The sequence below is a fragment of the Naumannella cuiyingiana genome, assembly GCF_013408305.1.
Lineage (GTDB): Bacteria > Actinomycetota > Actinomycetes > Propionibacteriales > Propionibacteriaceae > Naumannella > Naumannella cuiyingiana.
This window is the reverse complement of the sequence record NZ_JACBZS010000001.1, coordinates 3,476,418-3,493,982: the sequence shown is the minus strand read 5'-3', so window position 1 is coordinate 3,493,982 and position 17,565 is coordinate 3,476,418. Positions and strand designations below refer to the sequence as shown.

Genomic DNA, 17,565 nt, shown 5'->3' with positions numbered 1-17,565 from the left:
CCTCGGCGTACCACCACGGCACGCCGGTGATCGCGACCGATGTGCCCGGCCTGATCGATGTGGTCGACGAGTCGACCGGCTGGGTCGTGCCGGTGGACGATCCCGAGGCGCTGGCCGACACGATTCGCACCATGACTCCCGAGGATTGCGCGACGCGGAGCGCCGGTACGCGCGAATTCACCCGGGACAATGACTGGCCCGCGATGGCGCGCGCGGTTCTGCGGACCTTCCTCGGTGACCGCGGCCCGCGTCAGGGGCGGCCGAGGCCCGCGTAGGTCCAGCCGGCGCCCTGCCAGGCGGCCGGATCGAGGACATTGCGGCCGTCGATCACCAGGCGCTGGGCGACCAGGCCGGCCGTCGCCGCCGGGTCCAGCTCGCGGAACTCCGACCACTCGGTGACCAGCACCACCGCCTGCGCGTCCTTCAGCGCCGCCTCGGCGGACTCGGCATAGACGAGCTGCGGATGCGCGCGCCGCGCATTCTCCACGGCCTCGGGATCGAAGGCGAGGACCTCGGCACCGAGCCCGTTCAGCATCACGGCGACGTCGAGGGCCGGCGAGTCGCGGATGTCGTCGCTGTTCGGCTTGAACGCAAGGCCGAGCACCGCGATCCGCTTCTCATAGACCGAGCCGCCCAACAGCTCGGTCGCCAGGTCCACCACCCGCTGCCGGCGGCGCAGGTTGATCTCGTCGATCTCCTTGAGGAAGGCCAGCGACTCGCCGCGCCCGAGCTCCTCGGCCCGGGCTCGGAAGGCCCGGATGTCCTTCGGCAGGCAGCCACCGCCGAAGCCGACGCCGGCATTGAGGAACTTGCGCCCGATCCGGGCGTCGTGGCCGATCGCGTCGGCCAGCTTGGTGACATCGGCGCCGGTCACTTCGGCAATCTCGGCCATCGCGTTGATGAAGCTGATCTTGGTGGCGAGGAAGGCGTTGGCGGCGGTCTTCACCAGCTCGGCGGTCGCATAGTCGGTGACCACGACCGGCGTACCCGCATCCACCGCGGTGCGGTACACGTCGTCGAGGATCTGCCGCGCGCGGTCGCTGCGGACGCCGTAGACGATCCGGTCGGGCTCGATCGTGTCCTTGACCGCGAAACCCTCCCGCAGGAACTCGGGATTCCAGGCCAGCTCGGCGCCCGTCGGCTCGATCCGCTCGGCCAGCCGCTCGGCGGTGCCGACCGGCACGGTCGACTTGCCGACCACGAGCGCGCCCGGCTTGAGGTGGGGCAGCAGCGACTCCACGGCCGCATTGACATAGGTCAGGTCGGCGCTGTGCCCGCCGCGGCGCTGCGGCGTACCGACCGCGACGAAGTGCACATCGCACTCGGCAACCTCGGCGATGTCGGTGGTGAAGCGCAGCTTGCCGCTGTCGTGGTTCTCGGTCAGCAGCTCGGGCAATCCGGGCTCGAAGAACGGCGCCTGGCCGGCCGCCAGCGCCTCGATCTTGGCCGGATCGACATCCACCCCGACGACCTCGTGTCCGAGGGATGCCATCGCCGCCGCATGCACGGCACCGAGGTACCCGCACCCAATAACCGACATCTTCATCTGTGCCAGATCCTCCTGCGTCCGCACCACCGCCGGTCGGCGGCCCCGGCCACGATACGCGAACCGACCGCCCGACACGGAAACCGCCGGTTCGGGCGCGCGGGCGCGTCACGGTTAGACTCGCCGCGGTTCTGGCCGACAAAGAGTGGGAGTGGACGAGGATGAATGCCGATCTGGTGGTGGTGGGGTCCGGGTTCTTCGGGCTGACGATCGCCGAACGCGCCGCCGCCGAGCTGGGGCTGAAGGTGCTGGTGATCGACCGACGCGACCACATCGGCGGCAATGCCTACAGCGAGGACGACCCCGAGACCGGGATCGAGATCCACCGCTACGGCGCCCACCTGTTCCACACCTCCAACGAGACGGTGTGGGACTACGTGAACCGGTTCACCGCGTTCACCGACTACACCCACCGCGTCTACACCCGGCACAAGGGCGTGGTGTATCCGCTGCCGATCAACCTCGGCACAGTGAACCAGTTCTTCTCCGCGGCCCACTCGCCGGACGAGGCGCGCGCGCTGATCGCCGAGCAGGCGGCCGAGTTCGACTCGAAGACGGCGGCAAACCTGGAGGAGAAGGGCATTTCGCTGATCGGCCGCCCGCTGTACGAGGCGTTCATCCGCGACTACACCGCCAAGCAGTGGCAGACCGACCCGACCGAGCTGCCGGCGGAGATCATCACCCGGCTGCCGGTCCGCTACAACTACGACAATCGCTACTTCAACGACACCTGGGAGGGCCTGCCGGTCAACGGCTACACGGCGTGGCTGGAGGCGATGGCCGATCACCCGAACATCGAGGTACGCCTGTCCACCGACTTCTTCGATGCCGGCCAGGAGGTCGCCAAGCAGACCACCGTCGGCAACGTGCCCGTCGTCTACACCGGGCCCGTGGACCGCTACTTCGACTACGCCGAGGGCGAGCTGTCCTGGCGTACCCTCGACTTCGAGCGCGAGGTCGTGCCGACCGGCGACTTCCAGGGCACCTCGGTGATGAACTACGCCGACGCGGACGTGCCGTTCACCCGGATCCACGAGTTCAAGCACTTCCACCCCGAGCGCGCCGATCGCTACCCGAGCGACAAGTCGGTGATCATGCGCGAGTTCTCCCGCTTCGCCTCGCGCACCGACGAGCCCTACTACCCGGTCAACACGCCGAAGGACCGCGCCGGCCTCGAGGCATACCGCGAGCTCACCGAGGGGGAGCCGAACGTGCTGTTCGGCGGCCGCCTCGGCACCTACAAGTACCTCGACATGCACATGGCCATCGGCTCCGCGCTGTCGATGTATCGCAACAAGCTGCGCCCGATCTTCGGCCAGCCGGCCGAGTAATCCCGGCTCCTACTCGCCGGCGAAGCTGCGCTCCCAGGCCTCCAGCGAGGTGATCTCGGGCAGCGCGCGCTGGTACTCGGCGGCCAGCTCGTTCCAGCGCCGCTCCAGCTCCCGGTGCAGCCGCAGGCTCTCGGCCAGCATCTTGCGGAACTCGGCCTGGTCGCGCCGGTAGACCGACTTGCCGCGCCCGTCGGCGGTGGAGATCAGCGCGCTGTCGAAGAACGGGACCCGCCACCACGCGGCGTCCTTCTTCGCCAGCTCCACCTCGGGCTGCTCGACGTTCTCCGGCCGCGGGCGGGTGAGCAGGTGCCGGATCGTGCCGCGCGCACCGAACGCCCACAGCCTCGGCCCCTGCGGGGGCTGCTCGATCACCGGCGGATAGATCTTCTTGCCCCGGTTGGCGTGCGGCATCTCCTCCTCGGTGCCCGAGATCACCCGGGTCTCGGGGAAGTCGGCCTTCGCGGCCTGCAGCTCCGGCAGCCGCTCGCGCTGGGTCGGGTGCATGTGCGCCGGCCCGGACAAGATGTCGCGCAGCGCCCGATGCCGGGCGGCGACCGCGTAGTACTGCATGGACAGCAGGTGCTTGAGATCGATCCGCCGGCTGTTCGACATCAGCCGCCCGCCGTGCTTGAACGGCGAGTGCAGCAGCGCCGCGACGATCCGGTTGCGCGCATGGAAGTACGCCTGCCAGTCCTGGGAGTCGTCCTTGTCCACCCACGACACGTGCCACAGCGCGGCGCCGGGCAGCGAGACGGTGCGGTAGCCGGCCTCGCGCGCCCGCAGCCCGTACTCCGAGTCGTCCCACTTGATGAAGGCGGGCAGCGACAAGCCGATGTCCTTGACCACCTCGACCGGGATCAGGCACATCCACCAGCCGTTGTAGTCGGCGTCCATCCGCGCGTGCATCCACGGCGTCTGGCGCAGGTTGGTCTTGCGGAAGTCGTGCCGAATCTGCTCGTCGAACAGCGGCCGCCACAAGAAGTACTTCATGTCGACGACCTCGGCGAACGCGTGCAGCACCGGCTTGTCGAACAGGTCGAACATGTGGCCGCCGACGATCGTCGGCGTGCGGGCGTACCGCGCGAACTGCAGGGCCCGGAAGATGCCCTCCGGCTCGACCTGGACATCGTCGTCGAGCAGCATCACGAAGTCGCTGGTGCCGGCCTTGATCGTCTCGGCCATCCCGCGGGAGAAGCCGCCGGAACCGCCGATGTTGTCCTGGCGGATCAGGCCGAGCTGGTCGCCGAGATCGGCAGCGACCTCGGCGAAGCCGGGCTCGTCGGAGACGAGCTTGGTGCCCTGGTCAACGACGTAGACCTTGTCGATCTCGCGCCGCAGATCCTTCTCGGCCGCGAGCGTGCCGAGCGTGCGTACCGCGTAGTCGGGCTTGTTGACCGTGGTCATCCCGAGCGAGACGTTGCCGCCGACCCGGGGCTCCCGCTCGGTGGTCCACTCGCCGCCGCGCAGGATCACGTCGTCGTCGTTCGCGACGATCTCGAACCAGTACCAGCCGCCGTCGCCGAAGTTGGTGACCGCCAGCTCGAACTCCGAGGTCTGCTCGCCGGAGACCATCGCGGAGTCGACGCGTTGGGCGTTGCCGGCGGCGTTGGAGCGGTAGACCAGCACGGTGCCGTCGCCGGAGGTCGTCACCCCCAGCGTGATCTTGTCGATCGTGGTCCAGCGCTGCCAGTACGCCGCGGGAAAGGCATTGAAGTAGCTGGCATACGACACCCGTCGCCCGGCCGGCACCCGCGCGCTGCTCCGCGACAACACGTTGTCCATGTGGGCCAGGGCGGACACGCGGACGTCCTGGGGACCGATGCGGGTCCAGGTCTCCGGATCGGCATAGAGGGGAAGGATGTCCGGGTCGTTGTCCTGGGGAAAGACGACGTGCTGGATGGTGGTAGTCATGGCGGCCGGTGGGGCTCCTGGTTCGCGATCGGACGGGGGCGGCAGTGGCGTCGAGCGTGCTCGGCTCCGGCTCACAGCCCATCACATTGCGGCCCCGAGGGCCACTCAGCCGGGCGGCGCGTCCTCGTCCGCGGCGGCAATCAAGTCGGCGCGGGCGGCGATGGTCGCCCGGTCGCGGCCCTGGGCCTGGCCGAGCGCGGCCTCCGTGGCATCGATCCGGTGCCAGGCCGCCATGTCCAGCGGGTGCAGGCCCTTGTCGGCCAGCAGCGCGGTCAGCGGGCGGGGATCGGGCGGCGCGGGCGGGTCGTCCTCGGCGAGGTCGTGCAGCAGCGCACCGACGGTCTCCACGGCGTCGTGCTTGTTGGTGCCGATCACGCCGGTGGGCCCGCGCTTGATCCAGCCGGCGACGTACTCGCCGGGGGAGAAGGCGCCGTCGCGCAGCACCCGCCCGTCGACCTGGGGCACCCGGCCGGTCTCGTCGTCGAACGGTACGCCCGGCAGCGGTTGGCCGAGATAGCCGATCGAGGTCACGAACAGGTCCGCGGCCACCTCGTGCTCGGCGGGTACGCCGCCCGGCGGGGCGGTGGCCAGGCGTACCCCCGTCACGCGATCGGAACCGAGCAGCGCGACCGGGACGGTCCAGAAGTGCAGGTGCACCCGCTTGCGGGCGGCGCCCGGGCGCTTGGCCTGCCAGGCGAGGAACTCGGTGACATTGCGGGCGGCGACCTTGTCCGACGCGCGTACCCGATCGAGGACCGCCGGCAGGTCGAGCGGGTCGGGATGGAAGGCGATCTCGACGTCGGGCAGGCCGCCGAGCTCGCGTACCTCCTTGGTCGTGAACGAGGTCTCGCCGGGGCCGCGCCGGTGCACCAGGTGCACCTCCTCGACGTCCTTGCGGGCCAGTGAGGCGAGCACGGGGTCGGCCATGTCGGTGGTGGTGAGATCCGCCCCGTCCTTGATCAGGATCCGGGCGACGTCGAGCGCCACATTGCCGGCACCGATGATCACCGCGCGGCGGGTGGTCTCCACCAGGCTGGGCAGGCTCGCCCGATCGGTCGCGGACGCCTCCCCGGGATGCACGTCGGGGTGCCCGCAGTACCAGGCCACCAGATCGGCCGCGCCGATCGCACCGGGCAGCTCATGACCGGGGATGTCCAGCAGCCGACTGGTGGCGGCGCCGTAGGCATAGATCACGGCATCGACGTGGCGGCGCAGCTCGTCGATGGTCAGGTCGCGGCCGATCTCCACGTTGCCGACGAAGCTGACCGCCGGGGAGTCAAGCGTGCGTTCCAGGGTGTTGCGGATCGAGCGGATGCTCGGATGGTCGGGGGCGACGCCGTAGCGGACCAGCCCGAACGGGGTCGGCAGTCGGTCCAGGACCGTCACCTCGACGGGCGTCTCGGCCTGCTGGGCCAGCGCCTCGGCGGCATAGATCCCGGACGGTCCGGCGCCGACGATCGCGATCCGGCGCGGCCGGTCCGCGGCGCCGCCTCCCGGGCTTCCCATGGGCGCAGTATCGCCGACCGCGCCGGGGAGGTCACCCCCCGGGCGTGAGCGGCGCCACCGACGCGGTTGCGGCCGCCGGGCGAGTGGCCAGGCGGGCGTCGAGCAGGCGCCGGCCGAACACCGCCAGCACGAGCGCACAGGCGGCCCCGGCGCAGGTGACGGCGTAGGCCAGCCGGTGACCGCCGAGATCGGCCAACTGTCCGGCCGCGGTGGAGCCGATGGCGTACCCGAGACCGATGGTGCCGGCGAGCACCGTCATCACGGTGCCGAGCCGCCGGCGGTCCGCGACCCGTTCGGCGAGCGTGAACACAGTGATCATGTACGGCGCCACCGTCAGGCCGAGGAGGACGAGCAGCACGGGCAGTTGGTCGATCGATCCGACGACGAGCAACGGCAACGTCAGGACGACCATGGCGGCGGCGAACGCGAGATAGCGCCCGACCAGCCCGAATCGCGGGGGGAGAGCCGGCAGCGAGAAGCCGGCGATCACGCTGCCGACACCGAGCAGTGCGTGCAGCCCGCCGGCCAGTCCGGGTTGGCCGGCCTGCGTGGCGAGCACCGAGTTGCCGGTCTGTACCGAACCGAAGATCGTTCCCATCAGCAGCATCGCGACCAGCAGCAGCGCCAGGGCCCGGGTCAGCACCGGGCCGCCCGGGGTGGTCGCCGGGGCGTGGGCCTCGGGCCGGGTGAGCGCGGCGCTCGGATGGAGCGCGAAGGCCGAACCGAACACGATGATCATGACTGCCGCGGCGACCAGGGCTCCCGCCGGCGAGATCAGCGCAGCACCCAGTCCGACCAGGGCCGGCCCCAGCATGAACGATGCTTCGTCGGCCGTGCCCTCGTAGGAGAACGCGGTCTCCAGTCGGCGTCGGCGCTCGCCGGCGGCCGGAGTCGCAGCGTTGATCATCAGCGGCCAGCGCACCCTGGCGAGCGAGCCGACCTGGGGGAGCGCGATGCCCGACAGACCCGCCAGCGCGGCCAGCGCGGGCCACGGCAGCCCGGCAGCGGCGCCGGCGACCAGCCCGAGCAGCGCCGCGGCCGCCGCGACCGAACTGATCAGGAGCACCCAGCGCTGGCCGATCCGATCGGTGAGCGCACCGATCAGCGGCGCCACGACGGCGTTGCAGACCGCGAGCACGCCGGCGCTCACGCCCCCCGCGCCGTAGGAGCCCGTCGCGCCGGCGACCAGCAGCAGGGTGCCGAGTTGGGCCATGGCCAGGGGCAGGCGCGCGATCGCGGCGATCACCACGAACGGCCAGCCCGACTGGCCGAAGAGTTCCCGATAGCCCGCGATGAGGCCGGTCGGGGCGGTGGACTGGGACACTGATGCCTCCGGGTTCGATCAGCGGCGTGCCGTCCCACCCATCCGACACGCCCAGAACCCTGTGCTGGCGACCATGGTACGCCGCCGGATCCGCGGCGGCGAACCTCGCCTCGCGCTCAGTCGGCCTGGTCCAGCCCGAGGGCGATCACATCGGCGGAGCCGCCGGCGCGCCAGACGAAGTGCACGGTGGTGCGGTCGGGGGCGCTGCGCCACGAGGCGAGACTGACATCGCGGTCGACCCCGCAGGCCAAGCTGAACAGGTCTCGGCGGCAGGTCGCGCCGACGAGCACCACCGTGCCGTCGGCGAAGCGGACCCGCGCGGTGCCGGCACGCTGGGCCGGCAGCACGGCGCGAACCGGTACGCGGCGGCTCCGCAGGACCCGCAGCCGCGCGTCGATCGCCGCGGCCCGGACGGGCGCGTGATCGGCGGCAATGGCCGCGAACCGCTCGCTCAGTTCACTCACATCCCGCGGGTCCAACATCGGCTGCGGGGCCGCGCGCCGCCTGCGCGCCCCCAGCGCACCGGCCACGACCGCCACCGCGATACCGCCGACCGCGATACCGCATGCCACGAGCACGCCGAACTGCCACCACTGCATGTCACGAGTCTGCGCTTCGTGAGCCGCGTATGCCAGCGATAATTCGTACCGTTTCGAGTTCGCCGTTCGGGGTTGACGTTTCGGGGGTTGATCGTCACGTCCGGCGGTACAGCGCGACCCAGTCCTCGACGGTCAGGTCGCGAGGCAGTGCGCTGTCGGCGATCCCGGACCGGCCGAGCCAACCGGCCGCGGCGCGGGTGGAGGAGAAGCAGCCGGCCCGTCGCAGGATGGCGGGCAGGCGGGCGCCGGGTCCGGTGAACACCCGCCGCACCAGCTCGCGATAGGCGCCTCGCTCACCCGCCGGCAACAGCGGCGGACTGCGCCGCTCGATGATCAGGATGGCTCCGTCGACGCCCGGGCGCGGTTCGAACGCGCGCGACGGCACCCGGCGATCCAGCCGGAAGTCGAACCAGGGCAGCCATTGCGCCGTCATCAGGGTGGATCCGCCGATGCCCGCTCGCCGGCGCGCGACCTCCCACTGCAGGAGCAGGACCGCCCGGGTCCAACCGGGTGCCTGCAGCACCCGACGCAGCATCGCCGTGGTCTGGTGGAACGGCAGGTTGCCGACCAGCACCTGCGGCCCCGGCGCGAGCCGGTGGTCGAGGAAGTCCCCGGTGATCACGCGAACCCCGGGCAGCCGGGACCGCAGCCTCCTCGCGTACCGGTCGTCGATCTCGACGGCGGTGAGTGGGCGGCCGAGACGCGCGAGTGGTGCGGTCAGGGCGCCGTCGCCCGGGCCGATCTCGGTGATCGGGCCGTCGGTCGGTGCCACCAGCTCGACCATCCGACCGATGACCGCGCGGTCGATGAGAAGGTTCTGGCCGAGTTCGTGTGGGCCGCCCGCGGATCCGGCGCGCCTGGGCCGGGTCGAGCGAGATGACGGATTCTTGCGTGCCATGGGTGGTGCTCCGCTGTCGATTCGGACAGCCGGGCAGCACAAGATCGCCGCCCGGCCAGGGACCGGAGGACGGCGGAACGCGATCAACAGGTACGCCGCGCGGCGCGCGGCACCGAACACTCCGCCGTCAGCGGCGGCGCAGACGCACGGCAACTCCGACAGCGAGGGCACAGGTCGACATGGGGCCACCGTAGGCCCAGCACGCGTGGCGGTCGAACGGTTTTCCGCGCCCGGCGCGCGGCGGCCCGCGACTTGTGCCCGCCACGACCGCGGGAGTAGGAGTGGAGCCATGTCATCTCGCCCCCCGACGAACCCGACCGACGCAGCCGCGGATTCCCGCACCGTGGTCCCCGCCGCGGAGCGCACCTTCTTCGGACATCCGTGGGGGCTGGCCAACCTGGCCGGCGTGGAGATGTGGGAGCGGTTCAGCTTCTACGGTATGCAGGCGATCCTCGCGTTCTACATCTACTACTCGGTGAGCGAGGGCGGCCTGGGGCTGCCGGAAGCGGCGGCCACCTCGATCGTCGGTGCCTACGGCGGCCTGGTCTACCTGTCCTCGATCGTCGGCGCCTGGGTGGCGGACCGCCTGATCGGCGCCGAGCGCGCGGTGCTCACCGCCTGCGTGGTGATCATGATCGGTCACATCTCCCTGGCCGTGCTGCCCGGTGTCGCCGGTCTCGGGGTCGGCCTGGTCGCGATCGCGCTCGGCTCCGGCACCCTGAAGACGACGACCAGCTCGGTGCTCGGGGACATGTACGCCCCTGGTGACACCACGCGCGATGCGGCGTTCTCGATCTACTACATGGGCGTGAACCTCGGCGCGCTGATCGGTCCGTTGCTGACCAGCGCGCTGTGGGGCTGGCGGGGCTTCCACTGGGGCTTCGGGCTGGCCGCGATCGGTATGGCGGTCGGGCTGGTGCAGTACCTGCTGATGCGGCGCCGCACGATCAGCGTCGTCGGCCGGCCCGCGCCGAATCCGCTGCCCGCCGCGCAGCGGGCGCGCCTGTTGATCATCCTGGTCGGGGCAATCGCACTGATCGCGGTCCTCGCCGCGACCGGGGTGCTCCGCGCCGAGCGACTCTCGGCCATCGTTGTCGGCCTGACCCTGGTGGCCGCGGTGGTGATGTTCGCCGTGATCCTGACCAGCTCCGAGATCACCTCGACCGAGCGTAGCCGGGTGATTGCGTTCGTTCCGATGTTCATCGCCAGCGCGGTGTTCTGGTCGCTGTTCCAGCAACAGTTCGGCGTGGTCGCGATCTATGCCGACCAGCGCCTTGACCGCAACCTGTTCGGGGTCGAGCTTCCCCCGTCGCTGGTCAATTCGATCAACCCATTGTTCGTGATCATCTTCGCCGGTGTGTTCGCGACGCTGTGGACCAGGCTCGGCAGCCGCCAGCCGTCCGCCCCGATGAAGTTCGCCCTGGGAACCGTGATCATGGGCGTGGCCTTCCTGGCCTTTCTCCCGTGGTCCGGCGGCGGCCCCAACAGCACCCCGCTGTATGCGATCGTGCTGATCCTGTTGCTGTTCACCTTCGCCGAGCTGTGTCTGTCACCGGTCGGCCAGTCGCTCGCCACCAAGCTCGCCCCGCGGGCATTCCACACCCAGATGATCGCGCTGTTCTTCTTGTCCATCGCGGTCGGCTCGGCCGGTGCGGGTGCGCTCGGCGGCTTCTACACCGAGTCGAGCGAGCGACCGTATTTCCTGATCATCGGCGGCGCGTCGATCGCGGTCGGGGTGCTGGTCGCCCTGCTGTCGCGCTGGATCAACAAGATGATGATCGACGTGCGCTGAACCGCGACCGACTTCATGATCGCGTCGGGATTCGGCCCGACGGGAATCACCGCATCGCCGGGCGGGCCCATGTGGCAGATTCTCGACCATGGCAACCGAACTGACAGACCACCAGCGGCGACTGCTGGAACAGCCGATCTATGCCTCGCTCGGGACGACGCGCCCCGACGGCACCCCGCAGGTGAACCCGATGTGGTTCGGCTGGGACGGCGGGGACACGATCAGGTTCACCCACATCCCCGGCCGGGCGAAGTACCGCAATCTGCAGGCCAACCCGGCGATGTCGCTGATGCTGCTCGATCCCGACAACCCGTTCTCCTACATCGAGGTACGCGGGCGGCTGGTCGGGGTCGATCCCGACCCCACCGGCGCCTACTACGTCGAGCTGCAGAACCGGTACGGCAATCCCAGCACCACGCCGCCCCCGGATGCGGCCGATCGGATCGTATTGCAGATGAGCATCGACAAGGTCATCGGTCAGTAGCGGGCGGCGGTCCCGCAGCGGCGCCACGAAGGTCCTGCCCGATCGCCCGGAACGCCGCGACCGCCCCGCCGAGCATGCCCGAGCGATGTCCGCAGCGGGCGGGGACCAGGGCGGCTGCCCCGGTGCGGCGTCCGGACCGCCGCAGGTAGGCCTCGGTCGCGGCGGTACGCAGCGGGGTGTCGGCGGTCCCGAGCCCGCCGCCGAGGACCACCGCGTGCGGGTCCAACACGGCAACCAGCGCCGCGATCCCTTCGCCGAGCGCCGTCCCGGCGCTGCTCAGCACGTCGAGCGCCGCCGCGTCACCGGCGCGGGCGGCGGCGGCGATCGCGCGCCCGTCGGCGCGGCGACCGGTCCGTTCGGCGTAGCGGGCCTGCACGGCGCTCCCCGAGGAATAGGTCTCCAGGGTGGCCCGGTCCGCGGAATCCGCGGGTACGGCCAGGGGAAACTCGCCGAAGCCGATTGCCTCGCCGCGGGCACCGGCCCAGATCCGGTCGTCGATGACCAGGGCCGAGGACAATCCGGTGCCTAGCGACACGTAGAGGAACGATGCGAATCCGGCACCGGCCCCGAAGCGGGCCTCACCCAGCGCCCCGAGTCGGACATCGGAATCGATCACCAGCGGCCGCTCAGCCGCCCCGGGATCGCGGGCGAGGTAGGCGTCGTGGGGCTGGACCGCCCAGTCCAGCACCTCGTGGGAGGTGAGACGCCCGTCGACGACATATTCCGGGAATCCGGCCGCAACGCAGAGCGGGGGGTGGCCGAGCCGGCCGAGATCCGCGGCGGCCCGGGCCGCGAAGTCGATCACCCAGGCGACCTGATCGCCGTCGGCCGCGCCCGGCCCGGTCGCCTCGGTCCACTCGCGAACGACCCGACCGTCCGCGGCGACGCCGGCCGCCAGCGTCTTGGTGCCGCCGACATCGAGCGACAACACGGTCGCCGTCATCGCTGCTCGCGGTCCGGGGATTCGCCTGCGGCGGCGCGGTCGGCGTACAGCATGGCCGGCGGGACCAGCCGATAGACGGTGGCCGGCCATTCGGGGTCGTAGCCCTCCCCGGTGGTCAGCCGGGTGTAGGCGTGTCGCTTGTCGGCACCGAGGAGGATCATCGGGGCGCTCGCGGAATGCCGCACGATCGTGCCGATGCCGATCGTGACGCCGTGCGTCGGCACGTCGTCCAGGCCGCCGAAACCGGGAAATGTGGCCAGGTTGTCGCGCCGCGTCTGCTCGCCGAGCCGCACGATCCGGGTGAGCGAGTCGACCGGTGAGCCCGGGGGATTGAACGCGACGTGCCCGTCGCCGGCGCCGCTGGCCAGCAGGAAGCAGTCGATGCCACCCGCATCCGCGATGCGCTCCTCGTAGGCTGCGGGGTCCTTGGGATCGGGGAACCAGACATGCTCGTCGCGCACCCAGCGATCCGTGGGCAGCACTCGATTGAGTACGCCCTGGATCTCCACCCGGGCGAACCGCCGGCACGAGTAGTGCGCGTCGCCGTCCACATTGCGCCAGCTTGTCCCATCGGGCACGACGTAGTCGTCCATCATCGCGATCACGAGGCCGGACAGGTCCAGCTCGCGCGCGGCGGCCAGCGCGGCCAGGGCGTGATAGGTGCTGACCGGTGTCCGACCGCCGGGGCAGCCGAGCACGAATCTCCGACCGCCGCGCAGGGCCGTTGTCAGGTCGTCGACGATCCGGCCGGCAACGGCCGCGCCGACCGCGGCGGCGTCGGGACCGATCTGGATCTGCGGCATCGATCTCACCGGTCCTTCCGCGCCAGCGCGGGGCCGAGATGATCTTCCAGCCAACGCAGATTCGCCGCCTGGTCGGCCACCACCGCCGGGTAGTCCGCCGCGGTCAACGGCGCTCGGTCCTGCTCGACCACCACCCAGCCGTCGTACCCGGTGTCCAGCAGCGCCTCGGCGAACTCGTCCAGCCGCGAGTCTCCGCGCCCGAGGGTCGTCGAGACACCGGACCACCACTCGTCGAAATCGGTACGCCGCTCGGCGCGGGCGGTCTCGAGCACGTCGATGTGGACATCCTTGATGTGGACGTGGTTGATCCGCTCGCGCCAGCGCCGGTACAAGGCGATGCCGTCTCCGCCGGCGAGCACCAGGTGCCCGATGTCGAAGGTGAGCGACAGGTCCGTGGCGTCGAGCAGGCGGTCGACCTCGTCGGGCAGCTCGACGAAGGTGGCGATGTGCGGGTGGACGCTCGGCGTCAGGCCGCGATCCCGGGCGCGCGTCGCAGCATCGGACAGGACGCGGACCAGTCGGGCCCAGTCGTCGCCGGCAAGGCTCTGCGCGGGATCCTTGCGGGGCCGGCGCAGGAGATCGTCCGAGCCCTCGTCGGCGAGGATGGCCAGGCCGTCCGGGTTCGTCCGCTCCAGCTCGGCGAAGGTCTGCTCCATCCGGGCCAGGTCGCGCTCCAGTGCGTCGGGATCCTGCGTGTGCAGCGGAACGTAGGCCCCGACCGGGGTCAGGCCCGCGTCTGCGAAGACCCGGGCGACGCCGTCGGGATCTCCGAAGAATCCGGGTGGCCCGAGCTCGGATCCCGCGTAGCCCGAGCGGGCCATGGTGTCCAGCAGCTCGGCGGTGGTCACGACGCCGTCGACATCAAGATCACCGAACACGCCGTAGGAGACGGGGGCATTGGCCAGCCGGATCATCGCTCATCCTCGATTCGGCTCTCGTCCTCGATTCGGCTCTCATCTTCGGTTCGGATCGACTCGCCGAGGTTCTCCGCGACGGCTCGGGCGAGGAGCTGCAACTGCCGGATGTCGGTCTTGACCCCGGCCAAGCCGGCGGCATTGGGTCGATCCGTGCGGATCGCCGCGGCAAAGGCGTCGAGCTGGCGCAGGAATCCGGTCTCGTGGCCGCTGGTGTAGGTCGTGTCCCGGCGCAGCTCGCCCTCGTGACGCTGGCTGCGCAGCCGGCTGCGAGCCTCCAGCAGGTACGGCTTGGCGAGGCTGAACTCCAGCCGACCGTTGGCCGCCAGCACCGCCAGCTCCTCGTGGTACTCCGGGTGATCGGGCAGCCAGTTCCAGTTCAGCAGGTACGCCGTGTCGCCGACGCGGGCGTGGGCGAGCAGCGACGGTGGCTCCGCGGCGCCGAGCGGACCGAGCAGCTCGGCCGACCAGCGCGTCGGCAGGGGCAGGCCGAGCGCCCGCAACAGGCTGAACTCGTGGATGATCGATCCGTTCAGGACGTCGGCGTAGTAGCGGGTCAGCGGCTCGCTGGCCCCGGGCAGCGCCTCCCGCGCCCGCGCCGAGTCGTAGTCCACGAACGGGCGGATGCTTTCCGGGTCGGCATCGTGCGGAGCCGGGCCCATCCGCAGGTGTGAGACCTGCGGATCATCGGCGGGGTGGGAGACGGTGATCCGCACCAGGCGCGTGTCGCGGTACTCGGCGAGTTCCGCGGCCGCCGTCTCCACCAAGGGATCGAACATCTTCATGTAGCCGACCTGGGTGACCACCCGCTGCTCGGCTGCGAGCCGTTCCAGTTCGTCGACCTCACCGACAGTGAAGGCAAGCGGCTTCTCGGCCAACACGTGCTTCCCGGCCCGGATGGCCGCCGCGGCCAGTTGGGCATGCGATCCGGGAGTGGCGATCAGCACGGCGTCCACGTCGGACCCCAACACCTCGGCGGGGTCGGTGAACCCGCGCGTGCCGAGCAGGGCAGCCACCTCGGCGGCGCGGCTGGGGGAGGCATCACACACCGCCGCCACCTCGAATCCGGCGCGTCGCAGGCTCGCGAAGTGCACCGATTGCGAGATGGTCCCGGCACCGATCACCCCGATCCGGATGCGGCGTGCAGCGTCTGTCATCGGCAGTCCCGTCGTCGTCGATCGAACCCGTCGCCGAGAAGATACCAGTTAGTCCATACGGTCTGCCACACGATCCTTGGCGCCCGGACGGGCCGTCAGCTCACCGGGCGGAAGAGATCGGCCTTGAAACGGTACGCATCGCCGCGGTACTTCACCTCGCCCAGGATGATCGGGCGACCCCGGTCGTCATAGGCGGTCTCGGTCCCGACGAGGACCGGGCTGCCCAGATCGATCCCTAGCTGTCCGGCCAGCTCCTCGTCGGCCGCGCGGGCCTCCACGGCGTAGGAGCTGCGAGTGATCTCGACGCCGGCGAGGTCCGCGAGCGCGGCATACAGCGACCGGTCGACAAGATCGAGCTCGGCCAGGGCACCGGGCTCTGTCAGGTGCACGACGCTGCGATCGACGCACACGGGGGAGGGGCCGAGGAACCGGAGCCGCCGGATCTCGACCACCGGCGTCGCGGGGGCGACCCCGAGGCGGAGCGATTCGTCGTAGCTGCACGGTCGCATTTCCTGGAGGAGGATCCGCGAGTGCGCGGTGAGGCCGCGAGCCGTCGCCATCTCGGTGAAGCTCTGCAGGATGCTGGGCGGCTCACCGATCCGCTCGCCGGACACGTGCCAGCCACGCTGCCCGGTGGAGGCAACGCGCTCCTCGCGGGCCAGCCGATTGAGGGCGAGGCGAAGCGTCGAGCGCGAGGTCTCGAGGCGGTTGGCGAGCTCGCGCTCGGCCGGCAACCGGGAGCCGGGTCCGTAGACGCCGCGGTTCAGATCACCGAGGAGCTGGCGGTAGACCGCCTCGGCCGCCGGCCGGCCGCGCGTCAGGTCGCGCGCCTCGGAGCCGCCGTCCGCTCGGGCCGGTGCACGGGGAGCCATGGGGGCAGCGTACCAATGAACGCTTCGCGCCATCTATGGCGCAGGAGCGAATCATCTGGTCTAATTGGTTTGTCAGAGTTGACACCCGTAAGCCCTGGAGGAGCAATGAAGCACCGACTGCCCCGCGCGGCACTCATCGTGGCCAGTGGGGCCACCCTGCTGCTGTCCGCCTGCGTGCCCGGCGCCTCCGGCCCGTCCGCACCGCAGGAGGGAGGCCCGGCGATCACCGCGCCCGTGACCGTCGAGGAGGTCGCGGCGCTCGGCGAGACCACGCTCGATGTCCTCGCCGACTCCGGTGAGGAGGGGACCCTCGCGGCGCTCGAGCCGCTCTACGAGGAGCGCTATCCGAACGTGGACGTCCGGATCACCGTGAAGGGCTTCGACGACCTGATGAAGACGGTCGTCAACGTGGTGAGCAGCGAAGGCGCGCCCGATGTGGTGCAGGGCAACCAGGGCTACGCCGTCGACGGCGCTCTCGTCGAGGCCGGCCTGATCCGCAATCTCGATGATGTGGCGGCGGCCTACGGCTGGGAGGAACAGTTCGGCGCGGCCACGCTGGAGCAGTTCCGCTGGACCGAGGGGGGCGCCGCGTTCGGCGAGGGCGCCCTCTACGGCGTATCGCCGGTCGACGAGTTCGTCGGCGTCTTCTACAACCGCAGCGAGCTGGAGAAGCTCGGCATCACCACCCCGCCCAAGACCTTCGAGGAGTTCCAGCAGGCGCTCGCTGCCGCCAAGGCCGCGGGCAAGGTGCCGCTGATGCTCGGCAACTCGAGCAAGTACCCGGCGAACCAGGTCTTCTCGGTCGTGCAGTCGGCGTTCCAGGCGCCCGACGCGACCCGCGCCTGGATCACCGGAAGCGGGGAGAACTATGCGAACCCGGCGAATCTCGAGACGGCATCCATCATGCGGCAGTGGGTCGAGCAGGGCTACGTCGTCGAGGGCTATGACGGCATCAGCCCCGACGACGCGGTGGCGAAGTTCTCGGCGGGGGAGGGCGTGTTCCTGATCGGTGGATCGTGGAATGCGAATGCGCTGGCCGAGGTCGGAGGCGGCGACGGCTTCGGCTTCGTCGCGCCGCCGGTCGGCGCCGGCGGCGAGCGGACGGGGCCGGGCTCGCTGGGGCTGGGCTGGCACATCAATGCGGGTACGCAGAAGCTGCCGGCGGCCGTCGCCTTCGTGGCCATGCTGAACGATCCGAGCTTCGCCCAGCAGCTCGCGGACCTGAACCGCATTCCGGTTGCCGCGGATGGCGTCACCGCGCCGAATCAACTGTTCGCCGATGCCATGACCGCGGCGGGGGAGATCCGCGCCGGCGGCGGGGCGACCTTCTTCGTGGACTGGGCGACCCCGACCATGGCCGACACGGCAGGCTCCCGACTGCAGGAGTTGCTGGCCGGCCGGATCACGCCACAGGAGTACGTCAATGCGGTGCAGGCCGACTGGACCGACTTCCAGGAACAGCGCGCCACCGGCAGATGACCAGCA

At 70.7% G+C, this 17,565-nt stretch carries 16 protein-coding genes; 5 read left to right on the top strand and 11 right to left on the bottom strand.

Annotated elements, in window-relative coordinates; genetic code table 11:
- Positions 1–275 (top strand): glycosyltransferase (locus GGQ54_RS16445; RefSeq protein WP_179446326.1); only part of this gene is annotated, 275 nt, incomplete at its 5' end.
- Here the strand turns inward: GGQ54_RS16445 and GGQ54_RS16440 are convergent.
- Entirely contained in the window at positions 251–1,546 is a 1,296-nt protein-coding gene (locus GGQ54_RS16440; protein WP_179446325.1) for a UDP-glucose dehydrogenase family protein, read from the bottom strand. The genes GGQ54_RS16445 and GGQ54_RS16440 overlap by 25 nt on opposite strands.
- 161 nt (positions 1,547–1,707) lie before the next feature.
- On the opposite strand from GGQ54_RS16440, the gene glf reads away from it, so the two are divergent.
- On the top strand, positions 1,708–2,877 hold the full coding sequence (glf, locus tag GGQ54_RS16435; protein ID WP_179446324.1) for a UDP-galactopyranose mutase: 1,170 nt from the start codon (positions 1,708–1,710) through the stop codon (positions 2,875–2,877).
- Positions 2,878–2,886: 9 nt separating this feature from the next.
- Here the strand turns inward: glf and GGQ54_RS16430 are convergent, their stop codons facing one another.
- From GGQ54_RS16430 to erm, 5 genes are all read right to left on the bottom strand, one after another.
- A complete protein-coding gene (locus GGQ54_RS16430; protein ID WP_179446323.1) occupies positions 2,887–4,788 on the bottom strand; it encodes a glycosyltransferase in 1,902 nt (633 codons plus the stop codon).
- A 105-nt stretch (positions 4,789–4,893) separates the two neighbouring features.
- Positions 4,894–6,294, bottom strand: a complete 1,401-nt coding sequence (locus GGQ54_RS16425; protein WP_179446322.1) for an FAD-dependent oxidoreductase — start codon at positions 6,292–6,294, stop codon at positions 4,894–4,896.
- Between the two features lie 31 nt (positions 6,295–6,325).
- A complete protein-coding gene (locus GGQ54_RS16420) occupies positions 6,326–7,618 on the bottom strand; it encodes an MFS transporter (protein ID WP_246292671.1) in 1,293 nt (430 codons plus the stop codon).
- A 116-nt stretch (positions 7,619–7,734) separates the two neighbouring features.
- Positions 7,735–8,217, bottom strand: a complete 483-nt coding sequence (locus GGQ54_RS16415; protein WP_179446321.1) for a hypothetical protein — start codon at positions 8,215–8,217, stop codon at positions 7,735–7,737.
- A gap of 94 nt (positions 8,218–8,311) precedes the next feature.
- Positions 8,312–9,115: a 23S ribosomal RNA methyltransferase Erm gene (erm, locus tag GGQ54_RS16410; RefSeq protein WP_179446320.1), complete on the bottom strand. Its 804-nt coding sequence runs from the start codon at positions 9,113–9,115 to the stop codon at positions 8,312–8,314.
- A gap of 289 nt (positions 9,116–9,404) precedes the next feature.
- Here erm and GGQ54_RS16405 point away from each other — a divergent pair, with 289 nt between their 5' ends.
- Together GGQ54_RS16405 and GGQ54_RS16400 are read left to right on the top strand one after the other, a co-directional pair.
- Complete coding sequence (locus GGQ54_RS16405; protein ID WP_179446319.1) at positions 9,405–10,907, top strand: peptide MFS transporter; 1,503 nt, start codon at positions 9,405–9,407, stop codon at positions 10,905–10,907.
- 88 nt (positions 10,908–10,995) lie between these two features.
- Entirely contained in the window at positions 10,996–11,391 is a 396-nt protein-coding gene (locus GGQ54_RS16400) for a PPOX class F420-dependent oxidoreductase (RefSeq protein WP_179446318.1), read from the top strand.
- Here GGQ54_RS16400 and GGQ54_RS16395 read toward each other — a convergent pair.
- The 5 genes from GGQ54_RS16395 to GGQ54_RS16375 form a co-directional block, all read right to left on the bottom strand.
- Positions 11,378–12,334 carry an ROK family protein gene (locus tag GGQ54_RS16395; RefSeq protein ID WP_179446317.1) on the bottom strand — a complete coding sequence of 319 codons (957 nt, stop codon included), beginning with the start codon at positions 12,332–12,334 and terminating at the stop codon, positions 11,378–11,380. The genes GGQ54_RS16400 and GGQ54_RS16395 overlap by 14 nt on opposite strands.
- Positions 12,331–13,137, bottom strand: a complete 807-nt coding sequence (locus tag GGQ54_RS16390; RefSeq protein ID WP_179446316.1) for a 6-phosphogluconolactonase — start codon at positions 13,135–13,137, stop codon at positions 12,331–12,333. The genes GGQ54_RS16395 and GGQ54_RS16390 overlap by 4 nt, the downstream gene beginning before the upstream one ends.
- A 5-nt stretch (positions 13,138–13,142) precedes the next feature.
- A complete protein-coding gene (locus GGQ54_RS16385; RefSeq protein WP_179446315.1) occupies positions 13,143–14,051 on the bottom strand; it encodes a sugar phosphate isomerase/epimerase family protein in 909 nt (302 codons plus the stop codon).
- On the bottom strand, positions 14,048–15,208 hold the full coding sequence (locus GGQ54_RS16380; RefSeq protein WP_179446314.1) for a Gfo/Idh/MocA family protein: 1,161 nt from the start codon (positions 15,206–15,208) through the stop codon (positions 14,048–14,050). Before GGQ54_RS16380 ends, GGQ54_RS16385 begins: the two co-directional genes overlap by 4 nt.
- Positions 15,209–15,303: 95 nt before the next feature.
- Positions 15,304–16,080, bottom strand: coding sequence for a GntR family transcriptional regulator (locus GGQ54_RS16375; protein WP_218843912.1), 777 nt, complete (start codon positions 16,078–16,080; stop codon positions 15,304–15,306).
- A gap of 105 nt (positions 16,081–16,185) precedes the next feature.
- Between GGQ54_RS16375 and GGQ54_RS16370 the strand changes: the two genes are divergently transcribed.
- A complete protein-coding gene (locus GGQ54_RS16370; RefSeq protein WP_179446313.1) occupies positions 16,186–17,559 on the top strand; it encodes an ABC transporter substrate-binding protein in 1,374 nt (457 codons plus the stop codon).
- The last annotated feature ends 6 nt before the right edge of the window (positions 17,560–17,565 follow it).

What these genes read in the sequence shown, in the direction of transcription:
- GGQ54_RS16440 (WP_179446325.1), bottom strand. Translation starts at nt 1,546, where the DNA reads ATGAAGATGTCGGTTATTGGGTGCGGGTACCTCGGTGCCGTGCATGCG.
- glf (WP_179446324.1), top strand. Translation starts at nt 1,708, where the DNA reads ATGAATGCCGATCTGGTGGTGGTGGGGTCCGGGTTCTTCGGGCTGACG.
- GGQ54_RS16430 (WP_179446323.1), bottom strand. Translation starts at nt 4,788, where the DNA reads ATGACTACCACCATCCAGCACGTCGTCTTTCCCCAGGACAACGACCCG.
- GGQ54_RS16425 (WP_179446322.1), bottom strand. Translation starts at nt 6,294, where the DNA reads ATGGGAAGCCCGGGAGGCGGCGCCGCGGACCGGCCGCGCCGGATCGCG.
- GGQ54_RS16415 (WP_179446321.1), bottom strand. Translation starts at nt 8,217, where the DNA reads ATGCAGTGGTGGCAGTTCGGCGTGCTCGTGGCATGCGGTATCGCGGTC.
- erm (WP_179446320.1), bottom strand. Translation starts at nt 9,115, where the DNA reads ATGGCACGCAAGAATCCGTCATCTCGCTCGACCCGGCCCAGGCGCGCC.
- GGQ54_RS16405 (WP_179446319.1), top strand. Translation starts at nt 9,405, where the DNA reads ATGTCATCTCGCCCCCCGACGAACCCGACCGACGCAGCCGCGGATTCC.
- GGQ54_RS16400 (WP_179446318.1), top strand. Translation starts at nt 10,996, where the DNA reads ATGGCAACCGAACTGACAGACCACCAGCGGCGACTGCTGGAACAGCCG.
- GGQ54_RS16395 (WP_179446317.1), bottom strand. Translation starts at nt 12,334, where the DNA reads ATGACGGCGACCGTGTTGTCGCTCGATGTCGGCGGCACCAAGACGCTG.
- GGQ54_RS16390 (WP_179446316.1), bottom strand. Translation starts at nt 13,137, where the DNA reads ATGCCGCAGATCCAGATCGGTCCCGACGCCGCCGCGGTCGGCGCGGCC.
- GGQ54_RS16385 (WP_179446315.1), bottom strand. Translation starts at nt 14,051, where the DNA reads ATGATCCGGCTGGCCAATGCCCCCGTCTCCTACGGCGTGTTCGGTGAT.
- GGQ54_RS16380 (WP_179446314.1), bottom strand. Translation starts at nt 15,208, where the DNA reads ATGACAGACGCTGCACGCCGCATCCGGATCGGGGTGATCGGTGCCGGG.
- GGQ54_RS16375 (WP_218843912.1), bottom strand. Translation starts at nt 16,080, where the DNA reads ATGGCTCCCCGTGCACCGGCCCGAGCGGACGGCGGCTCCGAGGCGCGC.
- GGQ54_RS16370 (WP_179446313.1), top strand. Translation starts at nt 16,186, where the DNA reads ATGAAGCACCGACTGCCCCGCGCGGCACTCATCGTGGCCAGTGGGGCC.